Here is an 18,986-nt window from a genome sequence, read left to right on the forward strand (position 1 = left end):
TCGTGACCACCACCGGCATCAGCAGGCGCGACATCGGTCTGCGCAGCGAGCGCGGCCCGATCCTCCTCGCGGTGATGCTGAGCACCGGCCTGGTCGCGATCGACACGACGATCCTGGCCACAGCGGTGCCGAGCGTGGTCGACGACCTCGGCGGGTTCACCCAGTTCCCGTGGCTGTTCTCGGTCTACCTGCTCACCACGGCGGTCACCGTCCCGATCTACGGCAAGCTCGCCGACGTCCTCGGGCGCAAGCCGGTGATGCTCATCGGCATCGGCCTGTTCCTCGGCGGCTCGGTGCTGTGCGGGTTCGCCTGGTCGATGACCGGGCTGATCGTCTTCCGCGCGATCCAGGGGCTGGGGGCCGGCGCGGTCCAGCCGATGGGCATGACGATCGTCGGCGACATCTACACGCTCCAGGAGCGTGCCAAGGTCCAGGGCTACATCGCCTCGGTGTGGGCGATGGCGTCGCTGGTGGGCCCGACGCTCGGCGGCGTCTTCGCCGACTACCTCTCCTGGCGGTGGATCTTCTTCGTCAACCTCCCGCTCGGCCTCGCCGCCCTCTGGATGCTGGTCAGGCACTTCGACGAGGACGTGCAGCGCCGGCGTACGTCGGTCGACTGGCTCGGCGCCCTGCTGCTGACGTCCGGCGGCGTGCTGCTCCTGCTCGGCCTCCTCGAGGGTGGCCAGCGCTGGGCGTGGGACTCCTCGGCCAGCATCGCCGTCTTCGCCACCTCCGTGCTGCTCCTCCTCGGCTTCGTCGCCGTCGAGCTGCGCGCGCCCGAGCCGGTGCTGCCGCTGTGGGTCTTCGGCCGCCGGGTGCTCAACGCGTCGTCGGCCGGAAGCCTCCTCGTCGGCTGCGTCATGCTCGGGCTCTCGTCCTACGTCCCGCTCTACGCGCAGCACGTGCTCGGCCACGGCGCAGTCGTTGCCGGCCTGGCGCTGGCCGCCATGACCGTCGGCTGGCCGATCGCCGCGTCGCAGTCCGGCCGCCTCTTCCTCACGATCGGGTTCCGGGCCACGGTCGCCCTCGGCGCGGTGCTCACCATCGCCGGCGCGCTGCTGCTGCTCACGGTCGGACCGGACGCGTCGTTCTGGCACCTCTCGCTGCCCTGCTTCGTCATGGGCCTCGGCTTCGGCCTCACCGTGAGCCCGGGCGTCATCGCCGCTCAATCCAGCGTCGACTGGCGCAGCCGCGGCGTGGCGACGGGGGCCAACATGTTCGCGCGCTCGGTCGGCAGCGCCGTCGGGGTCGCCGTGTTCGGAGCGGTCGCGAACGCCTACGTCGCCGACCGGCTCGGCGGCCGGGTCTCGTCCCTGGAGCAGGTGCCGGCCGACGTACTCGCTCCGGCGCTGCACACCGTCTTCGTCGTCAGCGCGTGGATCTCGGTCGCCCTCTTGATCGGCGCAGCCGTCATGCCCCAGCGCGTCACGGAGCCCACCCCGCACGTTACGGACCAGTAACTTCGCGAGGTAGCATCGCGCGCATGAAGCGCGACATCTACGACGAGGACCACGAGGACTTCCGCGCCTCCGTGCGGCAGTGGCTCGAGCGTTCGGTCATCCCGAACACCGACAAGTACATCGCCGACAAGGCGCTTCCGCGCGAGTTCTGGCTGGAGGCGGGCGCGAACGGCTTCCTCGGTCTCTCGATCCCGGAGGAGTACGGCGGCGCCGGCGCCGACGACTTCCGCTTCAACGCCGTCCTCGAGGAGGAGCTGGCGAAGGTCGGGGCCGCGTTCCCGACCTGCGTCAGCATCCACGTCGACATCACCGCGCCCTACATCGTCGAGCTCGGCACCGAGGAGCAGAAGCAGCGCTGGCTGCCGGGCGTCTCCTCGGGCGAGATCCTCCTCGCCATCGGCATGACCGAGCCCTCCGGAGGCTCCGACCTCGCCGCGCTCAAGACCACCGCCGTCCGCGACGGCGACGAGTGGGTCATCAACGGCTCCAAGACGTTCATCACCAACGGCTACTCGGCCGACCTCGTCGTGGTCGCCGCGCGCACCGACCCGGAGAAGGGCCCCAAGGGCATCACGCTCTTCGCGGTCGAGGCGACCAAGGAGGGCTTCAGCCGCGGCCGCAAGCTCGACAAGGTCGGCATGGAGGAGTCCGACACCGCCGAGCTGTTCTTCGAGAACGTCCGCGTCACCGACGCCGAGGTCATCGGCGAGCTCAACATGGGCTTCATCCACATGATGCAGAAGCTCCCGCAGGAGCGGATCTCGTGCGCGGTCGCCAACACCCACCACGCCAAGCAGATCCTCACCGAGACGCTGCAGTACGCGAAGGACCGCAAGGCCTTCGGCCAGTCGATCGGCAACTTCCAGCACAACAAGTTCCTGCTGGCCGAGCTGTTCACCCAGATCGAGGTCTGCGAGGCCTACATCGACAAGTGCGTCGCCGCGCACGCCCGCGGTGAGCTGACCGCGACCGAGGCCGCCAAGGCCAAGTGGTGGTCGTCGCAGGCGCAGAGCGAGATCCTCGACCACTGCGTCCAGCTGCACGGCGGCTACGGCTTCATGAACGAGTACCGCGTCGCCCGCGCCTGGCGCGACGCCCGCGTCACCAAGATCTGGGCCGGCTCCAACGAGATCATGAAGGAGCTCATCGGGCGCGAGCTCGGGCTCTGACGCGGCGACGGAGTACCCGGTTCACCGGGAACTCCGGAACTCCCGGGGTGTCATGGCACCCCGGGAGTTCCGCCGTCACCGGTTGACCGGGTACTCCGCCCCGGCCGCCTGAGGGTTGCCTCACCTTTTTTGCGGGCCATCCGCCGGCGCGGGACGATGGGCGCATGACCGAGGCGGTAGATCTCTCCCAGCACGAGCACGGCGACACCGAGGGGCTGAGCAACCGGCTCAACTGGCTGCGGGCGGGAGTCCTCGGCGCCAACGACGGCATCGTGTCGGTCGCGGGACTCGTCATGGGCGTCGCCGGCGCGAGCGACCAGCGCTCGGCCATCGCGATCGCCGGTACGGCGTCCCTCGTCGCCGGGGCCCTGTCGATGGGCGCCGGCGAGTACGTCTCGGTCTCGACGCAGCGCGACGCCGAGCTCGCCCTCATCGAGGCGGAGAAGCACGACCTGGCACGGATGCCCGACGAGGAGCTGGCCCACCTCACCGCGATGCTAGAGGAGAAGGGCCTCTCCCACGAGGTCGCCCACCAGGCCGCCGTACAGATGACGGCGAAGGACGCCCTGCGCACCCACGCCGAGCTCGAGTTCGGGATCGACATCGACGACGTGACCAACCCGTGGGGTGCGGCGCTGGCCTCCATGAGCGCGTTCTCGGTCGGCGCCCTGCTGCCGCTGCTCACCATCCTGCTGCCGTCGCCCGAGCGGTTCTACGTCACCGCGATCGCCGTCGCCGTGGCGCTGGCGATCACCGGGTTCACCTCGGCCCGGCTCGGCCGCGCGCGGCCGTGGCCCGCGGTGGTCCGCAACGTCCTCGGCGGCGTCTTCGCCATGGGTGTCACGCTGCTGATCGGCCGCCTGCTCGGCACCCAGATCTCTTGAGGCTCTTCGCCGCGCTGATCCCGCCCGAACGGGCGCTCGAGGACCTCGACGACTTCCTGGACGTACGCCGGGAGGCCGGCTCGTTCCGCTGGACGCAGGCCGACCAGATCCACGTGACCCTGGCGTTCCTCGCCGACGCGCCCGAACGGTCGCTGGACGAGCTCGTCGAGCGGCTCGGCCGGGCCGCCGCCCGGCGTACGGCCTTCCCGACGGCGATCGCCGGCGGCGGTGCCTTCCCCGACGCGGGTCGGGCCAAGGTTCTCTGGGCGGGCCTCGACCTCGACGACGCCGGCCGGACCGAGCTCGCCCGGCTGGCGACCGGTGCCCGGGCAGCGGGCACCAAGAGCGGCATCGAGGTCGCCGGACAGCGCTTCAAGGCGCACGTGACGGTCGCCCGGCTGGGCCGGCCGCAGGAGGTCACGAAGTGGGTCCGCCTGCTCGACGCCTATCGCGGCCCGACCTGGACCGCCGACACGATCAGCCTCGTGCAGTCACACCTCGGCGAGGGGCCCCGCAACCGGCCGCGTTACGAGGTGCTGGAGGAGTTCGCGCTGGGCGCCGCCGCCTACTGAGCCAGCCCGTACAGCCGGTCCCCTGCGTCCCCGAGACCGGGCACGATGTAGCCCTTCTCGTTGAGCCGCTCGTCCACGGCGGCGGTGACGACCGTGACCGGGATGTCCACGCCCTCGAGCCCCTTCTCGAGGTTGGCCAGGCCCTCCGGCGCCGACAGCAGCGTGATGCAGGTGATGTGGTCGGCGCCCCGGTCGACCAGGAACCGGATGGCGGCCGCCAGCGTGCCACCGGTCGCGAGCATCGGGTCGAGCACGTAGCACTGCCGGCCGGACAGGTCCTCGGGCAGCCGCTCGGCGTACGTCGTGGCCTGCAGCGTCTCCTCGTTGCGCACCATGCCGAGGAAGCCGACCTCGCCGGTCGGCAGCAGCCGCATCATCCCGTCGAGCATGCCGAGACCGGCGCGCAGGATCGGGACGACGAGCGGGGTCGGCCGGGCCAGCCGTACGCCGGTCGTGGGCGCCACGGGCGTCGTGATGTCGTGCGCCTCGACGCGGACCTCGCGGGTCGCCTCGTAGGCGAGGAGCGTGACCAGCTCTTCGGCCAGCGCTCGGAACGTCGGTGAGTCGGTGGTCTCGTCGCGCAGCCGGGTGAGCTTGTGGGCGACGAGCGGGTGGTCCACGACGTGGGTGCGCATGGGCCGAACCCTAGTGGGTGCGCGATCTCGGTGGAGGCCCGCCATCGGGAGGGCAAAGGGGTTGGCGGGTCGCGTGCGGGATGTCAGTCTGGTGTCATGTCCGATGCGTTGGAGGGGGTCGACTTCGCTCTCGCGGTCTACCGCGAGGAGGGGGTCTGGCAGGTCCAGGAGCTCGCGCACGACCTGCTCAACGACGTCGACACGCTGGCGCACGCGTTGCGCCGCTTCCCCGGCGACGGCGGCGCCGTCGGGCTCATCGGGATCGACGAGGACTTCTTCGTCGTCGTACGCGTGGTGGGCGCGAACGTCCGCGTCCTGCTCTCGGACGTCACCGCGGCCGACGAGTGGGAGCTGGCGGCGAGCGTGGTGGACTTCCTGGGGCTGCCGATGCCCGAGGAGGAGGACGAGCCCGAGCCGGCCGGCGACCTGGGGCTGCTCTCCGACGCGGGGGTGAGCGCCATGGACATGGGCGTCCTGCTCGACGACGTCGACCTCTACCCCGACGAGATGCTCTCCGAGGTCGCCCGCAAGCTCGGCTTCGGCAAGGCCTTCGACGACGCGGTCGGGTTCACCAACGCGTGACGCCGGCCCCGGACGTCATACGATCCGGACGCCATGACCGCCGGCCCGTACGACGTCCCGATGACCGCCGCCCTCACCGAGGCGCGCGCCGCCCTCGCGACCGGTGACGTCCCCATCGGCGCGGTCGTCCTCGACCCGGCCGGTGAGGTGATCGGCCGCGGCCGCAACGTCCGGGAGGCCGCCGGCGACCCGACCGGCCATGCCGAGGTCGTCGCCCTGCGCGAGGCGGCCCGCCACCTCGGGGAGTGGCGGCTCGAGGGCTGCACCCTCGTCGTCACGCTCGAACCCTGCACGATGTGTGCCGGCGCGCTGGTGCTGGCACGGGTCGGGAGGCTGGTCTTCGGCGCGTTCGACGACAAGGCCGGCGCGGTCGGCTCGTTGTGGGACGTCGTCCGCGACCGCCGGCTCAACCACCGCCCGGAGGTGGTGTCCGGGGTGCTGGCGGCGGAGGCGACGGGCCTCCTGGAGGAGTTCTTCCGCGGTCGGCGGTGACGTGCTCGCGGGATGTTCATCGAGGTATGCAGCCGAGTGCGCACCTCCCGTGGGGAGTTCCGCCCCGGAAGTGACGGTTCGCCTGCATACCTCGACGAACAGACGCCGGCGACCTCAGTCCATCGGTCGGCGCCCGTTCACACCTGAGCGGCCCTGCATGTTCATCGAGGTATGCAGCCGAATGCACACCTCTCGTGTGGAGCTCCGCCCGGGAAGTGACGGTTCGCCTGCATACCTCGACGAACAGACGCCGGCGACCTCAGCCCAACGTCGAAGCCCGCGCCACCAGCTCGGGGGTGAACATGACCTGCTGGTGCCGATGGGCGGGGTTGCCGGCCTCGTCGAGGACCAGCTCGGCCGCCGCCCGGCCGAGCTCCTGGCGGGGCTGCCGCACGGAGGTGAGGGGTACGGCGGCCGCCGCGGCGAAGTCGATGTCGTCGTAGCCGACGATGGACAGCTGGTCGGGCACACGCAGGCCCACCGAGGTGGCCTGCTGGAGGAGTCCGAAGGCGACGAGGTCGTTGGCGCAGAACGCGGCGGTGGGGCGGCGGCCCGACGGGATCCCGGCGAGCCGCTCGCCGGCGGAGCGCCCGGAGGCGGCCGTCAGTGAGTCGACCGCCAGCAGGGTGAGGTCCTCCTCGGGGAGGCCGGCGGCCGCCCAGGCCTGCCGGGCGCCTTCGTAGCGGTCGGTCACCTGGCCGATGCTGAGCGGGCCGCCGACGAAGGCCACGCGGCGGTGGCCCCGGTCGATGAGATGCTCGACCGCCAGGCGCCCGCCGAGGACGTCGTCGACGGCGACCGAGCAGAACTCGCCGCCCTTGCGGATCCGGTCCACCACGACCAGCGGCGTGCCGCGGCGGGCGATGGCGTCGAGCAGAGAGCTGTCCGGCTCGACCGGCGTGATGAGGATGCCCTGGACGCGCTGCTGCTCGAGGTGCTCGAGGTGGGTCGCCTCCCGCGTGGCCCGACCGTCGCTGTTGCACAGGAAGAGCGACATTTCGGCGCCCTCGGCGGCACGCTCGATCCCCTGGGCGACGTCGGTGAAGAACGGGTTGCTCGCGTCGAGCATCACGTAGGCCAGCGTCCTGGTCCGGCCGGCGCGGAGCGACCGCGCCGACTCGTTGCGGACGAACCCGAGGTCGGCCATCGCGCGCTCCACCCTCTCCCGCGTCGCTGCGGTGACCCGGTCGGGGCGGTTGAGGACGTTGGAGACGGTGCCGAGGGAGACGCCCGCTGCGGCGGCGACGTCCTTGACGGAGGCCGACAGCGGCTGGCGCGCGCTGACCATGCTTCCCCCTTCGATGAGCTGCCCCGAATTGAAACGGTCCAAGCCGACCGTTGTCAACGCGCACGTCACCGGTACGAAATATTTTCGTCGCTTCTCTTGACGTCTGTGATTGCGGTCACCTACGTTCATCCGGTCGTATTAAAACGTTTCAAAAGGAGCGGACATGCCGGAACCGGCCACGGCCGACGTGGTCCTGGAGCTCCAGGACGTCGCGAAGTCGTTCGGCTCCGTGATCGCGCTGCGCGCGGGCAGCATCACCGTGTCGCGCGGCTCGATCCATGCGCTCGTCGGCGAGAACGGCGCGGGCAAGTCGACCCTCGTGAAGATCGTCGCGGGCGTCCATCGGCGCGACGCTGGCACCTTCCGGTTCCTGGGCGAGGACGTGGACTTCCACTCGACCGCCGCCTCGAAGGCGGCCGGCATCGCGGTGATCTACCAGGAGCCGACGCTGTTCCCCGACCTCTCGGTCACCGAGAACATCTTCATGGGTCGCCAGCCGGTCGGCCGCGGCCACCGCATCGACCGGGCCGCGATGTACGCCGAGGCCAGCGCGCTCTTCGAGCGGCTCGGCGTCCGCATCGACCCGCGCCGACCCGCCCGCGGCCTCTCGATCGCCGACCAGCAGATCATCGAGATCGCCAAGGCCATCTCGCTCGACGCCAGCCTTTTGATCATGGACGAGCCGACCGCGGCGCTGAGCGGCCTGGAGGTCGAGCGCCTCTTCGCCGTCGCCCGCAGCCTGCGCGACGAGGGTCGCGGTCTGGTCTTCATCTCGCACCGCTTCGACGAGGTCTTCGAGCTCTGCGACACCGTCACGGTGATGCGCGACGGTGACTACATCTCCACCGACCCCATCGCCGACACCACCGTCGACGAGATCGTGGCGAGGATGGTCGGCCGCGAGGTCGCCGAGCTGTTCCCCAAGTCGCCGGCGCCGATCGGCGACCCGGTGCTCGAGGTGACCGGCCTGAGCTCCGCCGGCGTCTTCCACGACGTCGACCTCACCGTCCGTGCGGGCGAGATCGTCGGGCTCGCCGGCCTGGTCGGCGCCGGACGCAGCGAGATCGCCCGCGCGATCTTCGGCGTCGACGGCTACGACAGCGGCACCGTGCGGATGCTCGGCCGCGAGGTGCCTCGGCGCAACGTGCGGGCCGCCATCCGGGCGGGCATGGCCCTCGTGCCCGAGGACCGGCGCAAGCAGGGCCTGGTCGTCGAGTCGTCGGTGGCCCGCAACATCGCCTCGGTGATCCGTCGCGGCCTCTCGAAGGCAGGCGTGCTCACCACCGGCGCGGAGAACCGGGCCAGCAGCCCCTGGGCGGGACGCCTCGAGGTCAAGACCGCGGCGCTCGACATGCCGGCCACGACGATGAGCGGCGGCAACCAGCAGAAGGTCGTCATCGCCAAGTGGCTGGCGACCCAGCCCCGGCTCCTCATCATCGACGAGCCCACCCGCGGCATCGACGTCGGCACCAAGGCCGAGGTCCACCGGCTCCTCTCCGACCTCGCCGGTCAGGGCGTCGCGATCCTCATGATCTCCTCCGAGCTCCCCGAGGTCCTCGGCATGGCGGACCGGGTCCTGGTTGTCTGCGAAGGCGAGATCACCGCAGACATCGACAGGGCCGAGGCGACCCCCGAGAAGGTCATGCACGCGGCGACGCGGGCGGCCCGCCCCAACGACATCGAGCCCACGACCACGATGGAGGTCTCGGCATGAGCGCCCTCACGCTGACCCCCAGCCAGATGTCGCCGGCCCGACGCATCGTCGGCGGCGCTCTGCGCTCCCGCGAGATCGCCGTCGCGCTGGTGCTGGTGCTGGTGATCGCCGCGACGACGATCAAGAACGACCAGTTCCTCTTCGGCGCCAACGGCTGGCGCGACCTGCTGCTGACCCCCGCGATCCTCGTGCTCCTCGCGGTCGGTCAGACCTCGGTCATCATCACCCGCAACGTCGACCTCTCGGTCGGATCGGTCGTCGGCCTGACGGCCTACCTGACCGGGCGGATCTTCATCGCCCACCCCGGTACGCCGGTCCTGCTGGTCTTCCTCATCGGGTTGCTGTTCGGCGGCGTGCTGGGGCTGGTCAACGGCGCGCTGGTCGCCTGGGGCAAGGTGCCCGCCCTCGTCATCACCCTCGGCACGCTCTACATCTACCGAGGCATCTTCTTGACCTGGGCCGGCAGCAACCGCGTCAACGCCTCCGACATGCCCGACAACTTCCTCAAGCTGGGCACGCAGCAGATCCTCGGCATCCCGGTGCTGACCATCGTCGCCCTCGTCGTGCTGGCCTTGGTCGGCTACTACCTCTACACGGCCCGCGGCGGCCGCGAGCTCTACGCGATCGGGTCCGACCCGGACGCGGCGGAGCTCTACGGCCTCCGGGTGACCCGCCGGATCCTGGCCGCGTTCCTGCTCTCCGGAGCGATGGCCGGCCTGGCCGGGGTGGCGACCGCCGCCCGCTACGGGACCGTGAGCTCCAACGCCGGCCTCAACCTCGAGCTGCAGGCAGTCGCCGCCGCGGTCATCGGCGGCGTCGCGATCTTCGGCGGCAGCGGCACGGTCTGGGGCGCCGCGATCGGTGCCTTCCTGCTCGTGACCATCAACCGTGCCCTGCCCGTGCTGGGTGTCCAGGACTTCTGGCAGCAGTTCGTCGTGGGCGTCCTCATCATCGGCTCCATCGTCCTCGACCGGGTGCTCTCCCTCCGGCGGGACCGCAAGATCATCGAAGCGAGGGACATCGCATGACCTCCGCGACCGCAACCGCCGAAGCACCGGTCGGCCGGACCTACCGGCCCTACAGCCAGCCGTGGTGGCGACGGGTGCTCCTCACCCGCGAGTTCGCGATCATCGGGCTCCTCGTCCTGGTGTTCGCGTGGGCCTCGGCCAACGTCGCCAACTTCAACAGCCCGCTGACGGTCTACTTCCTCGGCCTCGACAACGCCGAGATCATGCTGATCGCGCTGCCCATGGCGCTGGTCATCATCACCGGTGAGATCGACCTGTCGGTGGCGAGCGTCGTCGGCCTCTCGAGCGTCATGGTGGGCCTCCTCCACCAGGACGCCGGCCTCTCGATCCCGCTCGCCGGACTGATCGCGATCCTCGTCGGCGTCGTCGCTGGTGCGCTCAACGGCTTCCTGGTCGCGTACGTCGGCCTGCCGTCGCTCGCCGTGACGATCGGCACCCTGGCGCTCTACCGGGGTCTGGCCGTCGGCCTGCTCGGCACCACCGCCAAGACCGACTTCCCGGACAAGTGGACCACCCTCGCGCAGGAGCACATCGGGACCAGCCGCTACCCCGTCATCGTGATCCCGATCCTCGTCCTGCTCGTGGTGTTCGTCTGGGTCCTGCACTTCTCCTCGTTCGGTCGCGGCGTCTACGAGATCGGGCTCAACGACGAGGCGGCGCACTTCAGCGGCGTCAACGTGGCGCGCACCAAGTTCGTGCTGTTCATCCTGACCGCGGCGGTGTCGGCCTTCGCCGGCATCTACATCACGCTGCGGACCGGCAACGCCCGCGGTGACAACGCGACCGGCGACGAGCTGAAGGTCATCGCCGCGGTCCTTCTCGGTGGGGTGTCGATCTTCGGCGGACGCGGTGCGCTGCACGGCGTCGTCGCCGGCGTCCTGCTCATCGGCGTCATCCAGAGCGCCATGCGGCTCGAGAACCAGACGGTCAACGTCATCAACATCGTCATCGGCGCCCTCCTGGTGCTCTCGGTGATGTCCACCAGCGTGCTCGCCTGGATCTCCAGGCTCTCGGCCCGGCGAGCCGGTCTCGGAAACCTTCGGCGGCGGCAAGCGGTCGCCTCGTCATCCCGCACCACAGAGAGGTAATGAACGATGAAGTTCAGCCACCGACGGCTCACGGCCTGCGCCGCCGTCGTCGCGACAGCCACGCTGGGCCTGACCGCTTGCGGCGGCAGTGACAACGGCTCCAGCAACGCCAGCAGCGGCAACGGGGGCGGGGGCAGCAGCAGCGGCACCACCGTCACCTTCATCCCGAAGAACCTCGGCAACCCCTACTTCGACGCCAGCGACAAGGACGGCGGCAAGAAGGCGGTCGAGGAGTTCAAGGGCAAGTACCAGGAGGTCGGTCCCGACACGGCCACCCCTGACGGCCAGGTCTCCTTCATCAACACCGCCGCCCAGCAGGGCGTGAAGGCGCTGGTGATCTCGGCCGACGACCCCAAGGCCCCGTGCAGCGCCATCAAGCAGGCGATGTCGGCCGGCACCAAGGTCGTCACGTTCGACTCCGACACCAGCGCCGACTGCCGCGACCTGTTCGTCAACCAGGCGACGGCCGAGGGCATCGCCAAGACCGAGGTCGACGAGATCGCCAAGCAGATCGGCGACACCGGCGAGATCGCGATCCTGTCGGCGGCCGCCAACGCGACCAACCAGAACGCCTGGATCGACCTCATGAAGAAGGACCTGGCGGCCGACCACCCGAACATCAAGCTGGTCGACACCGTCTACGGCAACGACGACGACCAGACGTCGTTCGACAAGACAGCGGCGCTCCTCCAGGACCACCCGAACCTGAAGGGCATCATCTCGCCGACCACCGTCGGCATCGCCGCCGCGGCGCGCTACCTCGACACCTCGTCGTCGAAGGGCAAGGTCGCGCTCACCGGTCTGGGCACCCCCAACCAGATGCGCAAGTACGTCAAGGACGGCACCGTCACCTCCTTCGCCCTGTGGAACCCGAGCGACCTCGGCTACCTCGCGGCGTACGCCGCCAAGGCGCTGGTCGACGGCGACATCACCGGCAAGTCGGGTGACTCCTTCACTGCCGGCAAGCTCGGCAAGTTCACGGTCGGCGACAACGGCACCGTCCTCCTGGGCGACCCGTTCGTCTTCACCAAGGACAACATCGACCAGTTCAACTTCTGAGCCGGTCCCGGATCGGCGCCTGCCGGGGTTGACCCCGCCCCGGCAGGCGCCACCGGGCCCGAACAGGGCCAGCGACACCACAGACCACGGAGGAGGAGGAGGAGGGATGCAGCGCGTGTGCTTCCAGCTCCAGGTGAGGCCCGACCGCCTCGAGGACTACAAGAGGCGCCACGCCGCCGTCTGGCCGGACATGGTCCGCGCCCTCCACGAGACCGGCTGGCACAACTACTCGCTCTTCCTGCGGCCCGACGGCCTCCTCATCGGCTACCTCGAGACGCCGTCGCTCGAGCAGGCCCGGGCGGCGATGGCCGCCCGCGAGGTCAACCGGCGGTGGCAGCGGGAGATGGCGGAGTTCTTCGAGGACCTCGGTGACGCCGCCCCCGACGAAGGCTTCCTGGAGCTCGAGGAGATCTTCCACCTCGAGGACCAGCTCGGGCTCCAGCCCGACACAGCGGACAAGACAGAAGCGAAGTGACATGACGACGTTCGAGCAGATCACGCCCCTCCTGGCGGCGCAGGCCATCGAGGTCCCGTCGTGGGCCTACGGCAACTCGGGGACCCGCTTCAAGGTCTTCGGCACGCCCGGCACCCCGCGGACGGTGGAGGAGAAGATCGCCGACGCGGCGGCGGTGCACCGGTTCACCGGCCTCGCGCCGTCGGTGGCGCTGCACATCCCGTGGGACAAGGTCGACGACTACGACAAGCTCCGCCGCTACGCCGAGGACCTCGGCATGAGGCTCGGCACGATCAACTCGAACACCTTCCAGGACGACGACTACAAGCTCGGCGCCCTGACCCACACGGACAGGAAGGTCCGCCAGAAGGCGATCGACCACCACCTCGAGTGCATCGACATCATGGGCGCGACCGGGTCGCGGGACCTCAAGATCTGGCTCGCGGAGGGGTCCAACTACCCGGGCCAGGCCGACATGCGCGGTCGCCAGGACCGCCTGGCCGAGAGCCTGCGGACCATCTACGACCGCCTCAGCGGCGACCAGCGGCTGGTCCTCGAGTACAAGTTCTTCGAGCCGGCGTTCTACCACACGGACGTCCCGGACTGGGGCACGTCGTACGTCCAGGTGGCCGCGCTCGGCGAGCGCGCCGTCGTCTGCCTCGACACCGGCCACCACGCACCCGGCACCAACATCGAGTTCATCGTCGCCCAGCTCATCCGGCTCGGGAAGCTCGGCTCGTTCGACTTCAACAGCCGCTTCTACGCCGACGACGACCTCATCGTCGGGGCGGCCGACCCGTTCCAGCTCTTCCGCATCCTCTTCGAGTGCATCCGCGGCGGCGCGTTCGGACCGGACAGCGACGTCGCCTACATGCTCGACCAGTGCCACAACATCGAGAAGAAGATCCCCGGCCAGATCCGGTCGGTGCTCAACGTGCAGGAGATGACCGCACGCGCGCTGCTCGTCGACCGTGACGCGCTGACGCAGGCACAGGAGGACGGCGACGTCCTGCTCGCCAACGAGATCTTCATGGACGCCTTCTACACCGACGTCCGCCCGCACCTCGCCGACTGGCGCGAGGAGCGCGGTCTGCCCGCCGACCCGATGCGGGCCTACCTCGCCAGCGGCTACCAGGAACAGATCGAGGCGGACCGCGTGGGCGGTACGCAGGCAGGATGGAACTGACCCAAGATGAGTACTCCCCAGGAGCTGATCGCTCGCTCGAACCGACTGGGTTCGGACCCGAAGAACACCAACTACGCGGGGGGCAACACCTCCGCGAAGGGCACCGAGACCGACCCCGTCACCGGCGAGCCGGTGGAGCTGCTCTGGGTCAAGGGCTCCGGCGGTGACCTGGGCACGCTCACGGAGTCCGGCCTGGCCGTGCTCCGGCTCGACCGCATGCGCGCGCTGGTCGATGTCTACCCGGGCGTCGAGCGCGAGGACGAGATGGTCGCGGCCTTCGACTACTGCCTGCACGGCAAGGGCGGTGCCGCCCCGTCGATCGACACCGCGATGCACGGCCTGGTCGACGCCGCCCACGTCGACCACCTGCACCCCGACTCCGGCATCGCGATCGCGACCGCCGCCGACGGCGAGCAGCTGACCGAGAAGATCTTCGGCGACAAGGTCGTGTGGGTGCCGTGGCGCCGGCCCGGCTTCCAGCTGGGCCTCGACATCGCCGAGATCAAGGCGAAGAACCCGCAGGCGATCGGCTGCATCCTCGGCGGCCACGGCATCACCGCCTGGGGGGACACCAGCGACGAGGCCGAGCGGAACTCGCTCTGGATCATCGACACCGCGGCCGCCTACATCGCCGAGCACAGCAAGGCGGAGCCGTTCGGTCCCGCGCTCGACGGGTACGCCGCCCTGCCGGACGCCGAGCGTCGTGCCAAGGCGGCCGCGCTGGCCCCGACCATCCGCGGCATCGCGTCCGCGGACCGTCCGATGGTCGGCCACTTCACCGACTCCGAGGTCGTCCTCGACTTCCTCGCCTCCGCCGAGCACCCGCGGCTCGCGGAGCTCGGCACCTCCTGCCCCGACCACTTCCTGCGCACCAAGGTCAAGCCGCTCGTCCTCGACCTGCCGGCGTCCGCGAGCGTCGAGGAGTCGATCGCCCGGCTCAAGGAGCTCGCGGTCACCTACCGCGAGGACTACCAGGCTTACTACGCCCGGCATGCGGTCTCGACAGGCTCGACCAACGAATGGCCCGCCATCCGCGGCAAGGACCCGCTCATCGTGCTGGTCCCGGGCGTCGGCATGTTCAGCTTCGGCAAGGACAAGCAGACCGCCCGCGTCGCCGGCGAGTTCTACGTCAACGCCATCAACGTCATGCGGGGCGCGGAGGGCCTGTCGACGTACGCGCCGATCGACGAGTCGGAGAAGTTCCGCATCGAGTACTGGGCGCTCGAGGAGGCCAAGCTCCAGCGGATGCCGAAGCCGAAGCCGCTGGCCACGCGCGTCGCGCTGGTCACCGGTGCCGCCTCCGGCATCGGCAAGGCGACCGCTGCGAAGCTCGCCGAGAACGGTGCCTGCGTCGTCATCGCGGACCTCTCGCTCGAGAAGGCGCAGGAGGCGGCGGCCGAGATCGCTGGTTCTCTTGGGGTCTCGACCGACGTCGCCGTCGGCGTCGAGGTCGACGTGGCGAGCGCTGACGCGGTCAAGGCCGCCGTCGACGCGGCGGTGCTCGCGTTCGGCGGCGTCGACCTCGTCGTCAACAACGCCGGCCTGTCGCTCTCGCGCTCCCTCCTGGAGACCACCGAGAAGGACTGGGACCTCCAGCACGACGTGATGGCCAAGGGTTCCTTCCTCGTCTCGCAGGCGACCGCCCGGGTGATGATCGAGCAGGAGCTGGGCGGCGACATCGTCTACATCTCCAGCAAGAACTCGATCTTCGCGGGCCCCAACAACGTCGCGTACGGCGCCGCGAAGGCCGACCAGGCGCACCAGGTGCGGCTGCTGGCCGCCGAGCTGGGCGAGCACGGCATCAAGGTCAACGGCGTGAACCCGGACGGGGTCGTCCAGGGCTCGGGCATCTTCGCCAGCGGCTGGGGTGCGAACCGCGCCGCGGTCTACGGCGTCGAGGAGAAGGACCTCGGCAAGTTCTACGCGCAGCGCACGATCCTCAAGCGAGAGGTGCTGCCGGAGAACATCGCCAACGCCGTCTTCGTGCTGTGCACCTCGGACCTCAGCCACACGACCGGTCTGCACATCCCGGTCGACGCGGGCGTCGCGGCTGCCTTCCTCCGGTGATGGTCGAGGTGCCAGGGGAGCGAGGCTCGACGCCGGTGCGCGTCGCCGCCGTCGACCTCGGTGCCACGAGCGGGCGGGTGATGGCCGCCGAGGTCGGCCCCGACACCCTGCGGATCGAGGAGGTCCACCGCTTCCCCAACGGCGGCGTGCAGGTCCGGGGCTCCCTCTTCTGGGACGTCGTCGGGATCCACCGGGAGGTCCTCGCCGGACTGCGCAACGTCGCCCTGGGCGGCCGTCTGGACGGGATCGGCATCGACTCCTGGGCCGTGGACTACGGCCTCCTCGACCGTGACGGGGAGCTCCTCGGCAACCCGTACTCGCACCGGGACGCGCGCACCGCGGGCGTCCCGGAGCGGGTCGCGGCGATCGTCGACCCGGCCGACCTCTACGCGGTCAGCGGTCTGCAGGAGCTGCCGTTCAACACGGTCTTCCAGCTCGTCGCGGCCCAGGGCACGGCGGCGTTGGAGTCGGCCGCGACGCTGCTCCTGCTGCCCGACCTGCTCACCTACTGGCTGACCGGCGAGGTCGGCGCCGAGCGCACCAACGCCTCGACCACCGGGCTCTACGACGTGCGCTCCCGCGAGTGGTCGGTCGACCTCGCCCGGCGGCTCTCCCTGCCGTGGGCGATCCTGCCGGGTCTGCGTGACCCGGGCTCCCTGGTCGGGCCCGTGCTGCCGGCGGTCGGCGCGGCGATCGGCGAGCCCGGCGTCCCCGTCGTCGCCGTCGGGTCCCACGACACCGCCTCGGCGGTGGTGGGCGTCCCGGCGGAGGGCGACCGGTTCGCCTACATCTCCTCGGGCACCTGGTCGCTGGTCGGGCTCGAGCTCGGCCGGCCGGTTCTCGAGGAGGCCGCCCGCCTCGCGAACTTCACCAACGAGGGCGGAGTCGACGGCACGATCCGGTTCCTCAAGAACGTCATGGGCCTGTGGGTGCTGTCGGAGTCGGTGCGGACGTGGGCGGCCCAGGGCCTGGCTGTCGACCTTCCCACGCTGCTCGCCGGTGCCGCGCAGGCCACGCCGCTGCGCACGGTGGTCGACATCGACGACCCCTCGCTGCTCCCGCCGGGCGACATGCCCGACCGGCTGCGCGCGTTGGCCCGCGCCGCCGGCGAGCCCGTGCCCGAGAGCCCGGACGAGGTGGTCCGCACGATCCTGGACAGCCTGGCGCTCGCCTACCGCCGCAACGTCCGGCTGGCCTGCGAGCTGGCCGGTCACGAGATCGACGTCGTCCACGTCGTCGGCGGCGGCTCCCAGAACGCGCTGCTCTGCCAGCTCACCGCCGACGCGTGCGGGCTGCCGGTGCTCGCCGGGCCGGCCGAGGCGGCCGCGCTCGGCAACGCCCTGGTCCAGGCTCGCGCGCTGGGCGCGGACCTCCCCGACCTGGCGGCGATGCGGGCACTGGTCCGGCGTACGCACGAGCCGGTCCGCTACGAGCCGCGGCCCGGCCAGGACTGGGCGGGTGCGGAGCAGCGCGCTCGCGAACGGGTCGACGTCCCGAGTTCTCGGTAGTCGGCGTGTCGGGACGCCGCCCGGCGGGCTGAGGCCCGCATCCTGGGGGCGAGCGACGTCATGAGTCGGGACCGGGACCGTCTCACCTGTGAAAGCGCCCCACCGCAACCGAAAGCACCCCGATGTCGAAGGCAGTCCCCTCGAAGCCGAACCAGCAGCCGGTCCGGCGCAACTACGTCGTCACGACGACCTCGCGCGTTCCCGGCCGCATCGTCATCAAGCCGGACGGCTCCGCCGACCCGGCGGTGGACCGAGCGGACGACGTCGCCGACGGTCCCGAGCTCTGAGCTCGACCACCACGGCAGCGGTCCGATTTCGTCGGGCACCTCGCTCTCCGGTAGCCTCACCGGCGGTGACGTGTCCGAGCGGCCTAAGGAGAACGCCTCGAAAGCGTTTGTGGGCGCAAGTCCACCGAGGGTTCAAATCCCTCCGTCACCGCCACGCGGAACAGCTCCCGGATCCACACCTGTGGGTCCGGGAGCTGTCATTTCGGCCCCGCCGGCAGGCCCGTACGCCGGACCGCCAGCTCGATGGCGCCGCGGAGCTCGGCCAGGGTGCCGAGCGCGGCGGGCGCGACGACGAGCGCGTCGGCCATCGCCGGCAGCGCGTAGCGGCGTACGGCCTCCTCGACGCCCTGCACGAAGCAGGGGTTCCCGCTGCCCAGGTCGCCGCCGACGATGACAGCGGTCGGGTTGACCAGGTTGCACAGGTCGCTCACGGCGTGGCCGAGCACCCGGCCGGACTCCTGGAGGATGCGGCGCGTGACCGCGTCGGCCGCGTCGCCCAGCGGCACCTCCTCGAGCGGGACGCCGGGGTGCGTGTGCGCGACCTGCTCCAGGACCGAGGTCATGGAGACGACCGCCTCGAGGCAGCCCCGGTTGCCGCAGCGGCACAGCTCGGAGCGGCCCGCCAGGTTGGTGTGCCCGATCTCCCCGGCCAGACCGGTGCCGCCGCGGTAGAGGCGACCGTCGAGCACCAGGCTGGCGCCGATGCCGTGGGCCGCCTTGACGTAGAGGAAGTCGCGGTGGTCCCGGCCTGTCCCGGCGTACAGCTCGCCCATCGCGCCGAGGGCGGCGTCGTTCTCGACGTGGACGGGTACGCCGACCCGGCGGCCGAGCTCCTGGACGGGTGAGCGACCCACCCACCCGGAGAGGATGGTCGGCGACTGCACGAGCCCGGACCGTATGTCGATCGGCCCCGGGATCCCGGCGACGACCGCCTCGATCTCCTCGAGGCCGTGCTCCCGGCGCAGCCCGGCCAGCAGGTCGGCCGCCGCGTCCATCGCCTCCTCAGCGGCCAGGTCGACGTCCATCTCCACGCGGCGGTCGCCGAGCACGGCGCCGGTCGTGTCGGCGATCGCGACGTGCAGGTGGTTGTGGCCGAAGTCGATGCCGGCGACGGGTCCACCGTTGGCGCGCAGGCGCGTCCCGGGACGGCCGCTGCCGGTTCCGGGCCCCTTCGGCGCGGTGTCGGACTCGGTGACGGCCTGGTCGGCGAGCAGGCTCGCGACCGCCGCGTTGACGGCGCTGCGGGACAGGCCGGACAGGCGGGTCAGGTCGGCGCGGGTGACGCCGCCGCCCGCACGGATGAGACGCAGGAGCTCCTCGCGGGTCCGCTCGCGCGGCGACGGCGTGGTCGGCATCCGCCGACTGTAGGGCAGCCCACGGCTCCCGGGCAGCCTTCCTGCCGGCATTTTTACGCACGAAAATGTGCAAAAAAGTGAGCCACTGATCTGCCTTTTGCCCCGTTGACGTCACTAAAAGCCGCGCCTTAGCGTGACTGGCGTCACGTTCGCTCGGG

At 70.7% G+C, this 18,986-nt stretch carries 18 protein-coding genes and 1 tRNA gene; 16 read left to right on the top strand and 3 right to left on the bottom strand.

Going from position 1 to position 18,986, the window contains the following annotated elements:
* Positions 1–2 precede the first annotated feature (2 nt).
* From QDS12_RS02980 to thpR, 4 genes are all read left to right on the top strand, one after another.
* Positions 3–1,460, top strand: a complete 1,458-nt coding sequence (locus QDS12_RS02980; RefSeq protein ID WP_279876762.1) for an MDR family MFS transporter — start codon at positions 3–5, stop codon at positions 1,458–1,460.
* Positions 1,461–1,483: 23 nt separating this feature from the next.
* Positions 1,484–2,629, top strand: coding sequence for an acyl-CoA dehydrogenase family protein (locus tag QDS12_RS02985; protein ID WP_279876763.1), 1,146 nt, complete (start codon positions 1,484–1,486; stop codon positions 2,627–2,629).
* Between the two features lie 164 nt (positions 2,630–2,793).
* Entirely contained in the window at positions 2,794–3,513 is a 720-nt protein-coding gene (locus tag QDS12_RS02990; RefSeq protein ID WP_279876764.1) for a VIT family protein, read from the top strand.
* Complete coding sequence (thpR, locus tag QDS12_RS02995) at positions 3,510–4,085, top strand: RNA 2',3'-cyclic phosphodiesterase (protein WP_279876765.1); 576 nt, start codon at positions 3,510–3,512, stop codon at positions 4,083–4,085. The genes QDS12_RS02990 and thpR overlap by 4 nt, the downstream gene beginning before the upstream one ends.
* On the opposite strand, the gene upp is transcribed toward thpR, so the two are convergent.
* Positions 4,079–4,720, bottom strand: a complete 642-nt coding sequence (gene upp, locus QDS12_RS03000; protein ID WP_279876766.1) for a uracil phosphoribosyltransferase — start codon at positions 4,718–4,720, stop codon at positions 4,079–4,081. The two genes, thpR and upp, sit on opposite strands and share 7 nt — an antisense overlap.
* A 96-nt stretch (positions 4,721–4,816) precedes the next feature.
* Here upp and QDS12_RS03005 point away from each other — a divergent pair, with 96 nt between their 5' ends.
* Both QDS12_RS03005 and QDS12_RS03010 read left to right on the top strand, forming a co-directional pair.
* Complete coding sequence (locus QDS12_RS03005) at positions 4,817–5,302, top strand: tRNA adenosine deaminase-associated protein (RefSeq protein ID WP_279876768.1); 486 nt, start codon at positions 4,817–4,819, stop codon at positions 5,300–5,302.
* A gap of 60 nt (positions 5,303–5,362) precedes the next feature.
* Positions 5,363–5,794 carry a nucleoside deaminase gene (locus QDS12_RS03010; protein WP_279878452.1) on the top strand — a complete coding sequence of 144 codons (432 nt, stop codon included), beginning with the start codon at positions 5,363–5,365 and terminating at the stop codon, positions 5,792–5,794.
* 259 nt (positions 5,795–6,053) lie between these two features.
* Here the strand turns inward: QDS12_RS03010 and QDS12_RS03015 are convergent, their stop codons facing one another.
* Positions 6,054–7,082 (bottom strand): LacI family DNA-binding transcriptional regulator, encoded by a 1,029-nt coding sequence (locus QDS12_RS03015; protein WP_279876770.1) that lies wholly within the window; start codon positions 7,080–7,082, stop codon positions 6,054–6,056.
* A 163-nt stretch (positions 7,083–7,245) separates the two neighbouring features.
* Between QDS12_RS03015 and QDS12_RS03020 the strand changes: the two genes are divergently transcribed.
* From QDS12_RS03020 to QDS12_RS03065, 10 genes are all read left to right on the top strand, one after another.
* Positions 7,246–8,796, top strand: a complete 1,551-nt coding sequence (locus QDS12_RS03020; protein ID WP_279876772.1) for a sugar ABC transporter ATP-binding protein — start codon at positions 7,246–7,248, stop codon at positions 8,794–8,796.
* Positions 8,793–9,824, top strand: a complete 1,032-nt coding sequence (locus tag QDS12_RS03025; RefSeq protein WP_279876774.1) for an ABC transporter permease — start codon at positions 8,793–8,795, stop codon at positions 9,822–9,824. The genes QDS12_RS03020 and QDS12_RS03025 overlap by 4 nt, the downstream gene beginning before the upstream one ends.
* The gene (locus QDS12_RS03030; protein WP_279876775.1) at positions 9,821–10,912 is read left to right on the top strand and encodes an ABC transporter permease; all 1,092 of its coding nucleotides are present in this window, start codon (positions 9,821–9,823) and stop codon (positions 10,910–10,912) included. Before QDS12_RS03025 ends, QDS12_RS03030 begins: the two co-directional genes overlap by 4 nt.
* 6 nt (positions 10,913–10,918) lie before the next feature.
* Positions 10,919–11,971 (top strand): rhamnose ABC transporter substrate-binding protein, encoded by a 1,053-nt coding sequence (gene rhaS, locus QDS12_RS03035; protein ID WP_279876777.1) that lies wholly within the window; start codon positions 10,919–10,921, stop codon positions 11,969–11,971.
* Positions 11,972–12,077: 106 nt separating this feature from the next.
* Positions 12,078–12,446, top strand: a complete 369-nt coding sequence (locus QDS12_RS03040; protein ID WP_279876778.1) for an L-rhamnose mutarotase — start codon at positions 12,078–12,080, stop codon at positions 12,444–12,446.
* 1 nt (position 12,447) lies between these two features.
* Complete coding sequence (gene rhaI / locus QDS12_RS03045) at positions 12,448–13,611, top strand: L-rhamnose isomerase (protein ID WP_279876779.1); 1,164 nt, start codon at positions 12,448–12,450, stop codon at positions 13,609–13,611.
* A gap of 6 nt (positions 13,612–13,617) precedes the next feature.
* Positions 13,618–15,678 carry a bifunctional aldolase/short-chain dehydrogenase gene (locus QDS12_RS03050; RefSeq protein ID WP_279876781.1) on the top strand — a complete coding sequence of 687 codons (2,061 nt, stop codon included), beginning with the start codon at positions 13,618–13,620 and terminating at the stop codon, positions 15,676–15,678.
* Positions 15,678–17,186: a rhamnulokinase gene (locus tag QDS12_RS03055; RefSeq protein ID WP_279876783.1), complete on the top strand. Its 1,509-nt coding sequence runs from the start codon at positions 15,678–15,680 to the stop codon at positions 17,184–17,186. The genes QDS12_RS03050 and QDS12_RS03055 overlap by 1 nt, the downstream gene beginning before the upstream one ends.
* A gap of 122 nt (positions 17,187–17,308) precedes the next feature.
* On the top strand, positions 17,309–17,473 hold the full coding sequence (locus tag QDS12_RS03060) for a hypothetical protein (RefSeq protein ID WP_279876785.1): 165 nt from the start codon (positions 17,309–17,311) through the stop codon (positions 17,471–17,473).
* A gap of 64 nt (positions 17,474–17,537) precedes the next feature.
* Positions 17,538–17,627, top strand: a tRNA-Ser gene (locus tag QDS12_RS03065).
* A 43-nt stretch (positions 17,628–17,670) separates the two neighbouring features.
* Here QDS12_RS03065 and QDS12_RS03070 read toward each other — a convergent pair.
* The gene (locus QDS12_RS03070) at positions 17,671–18,828 is read right to left on the bottom strand and encodes an ROK family protein (protein ID WP_279876786.1); all 1,158 of its coding nucleotides are present in this window, start codon (positions 18,826–18,828) and stop codon (positions 17,671–17,673) included.
* Between the last annotated feature and the right edge of the window lie 158 nt (positions 18,829–18,986).

The sequence above is a fragment of the Nocardioides sp. CER19 genome, assembly GCF_029846275.1.
Lineage (GTDB): Bacteria > Actinomycetota > Actinomycetes > Propionibacteriales > Nocardioidaceae > Nocardioides.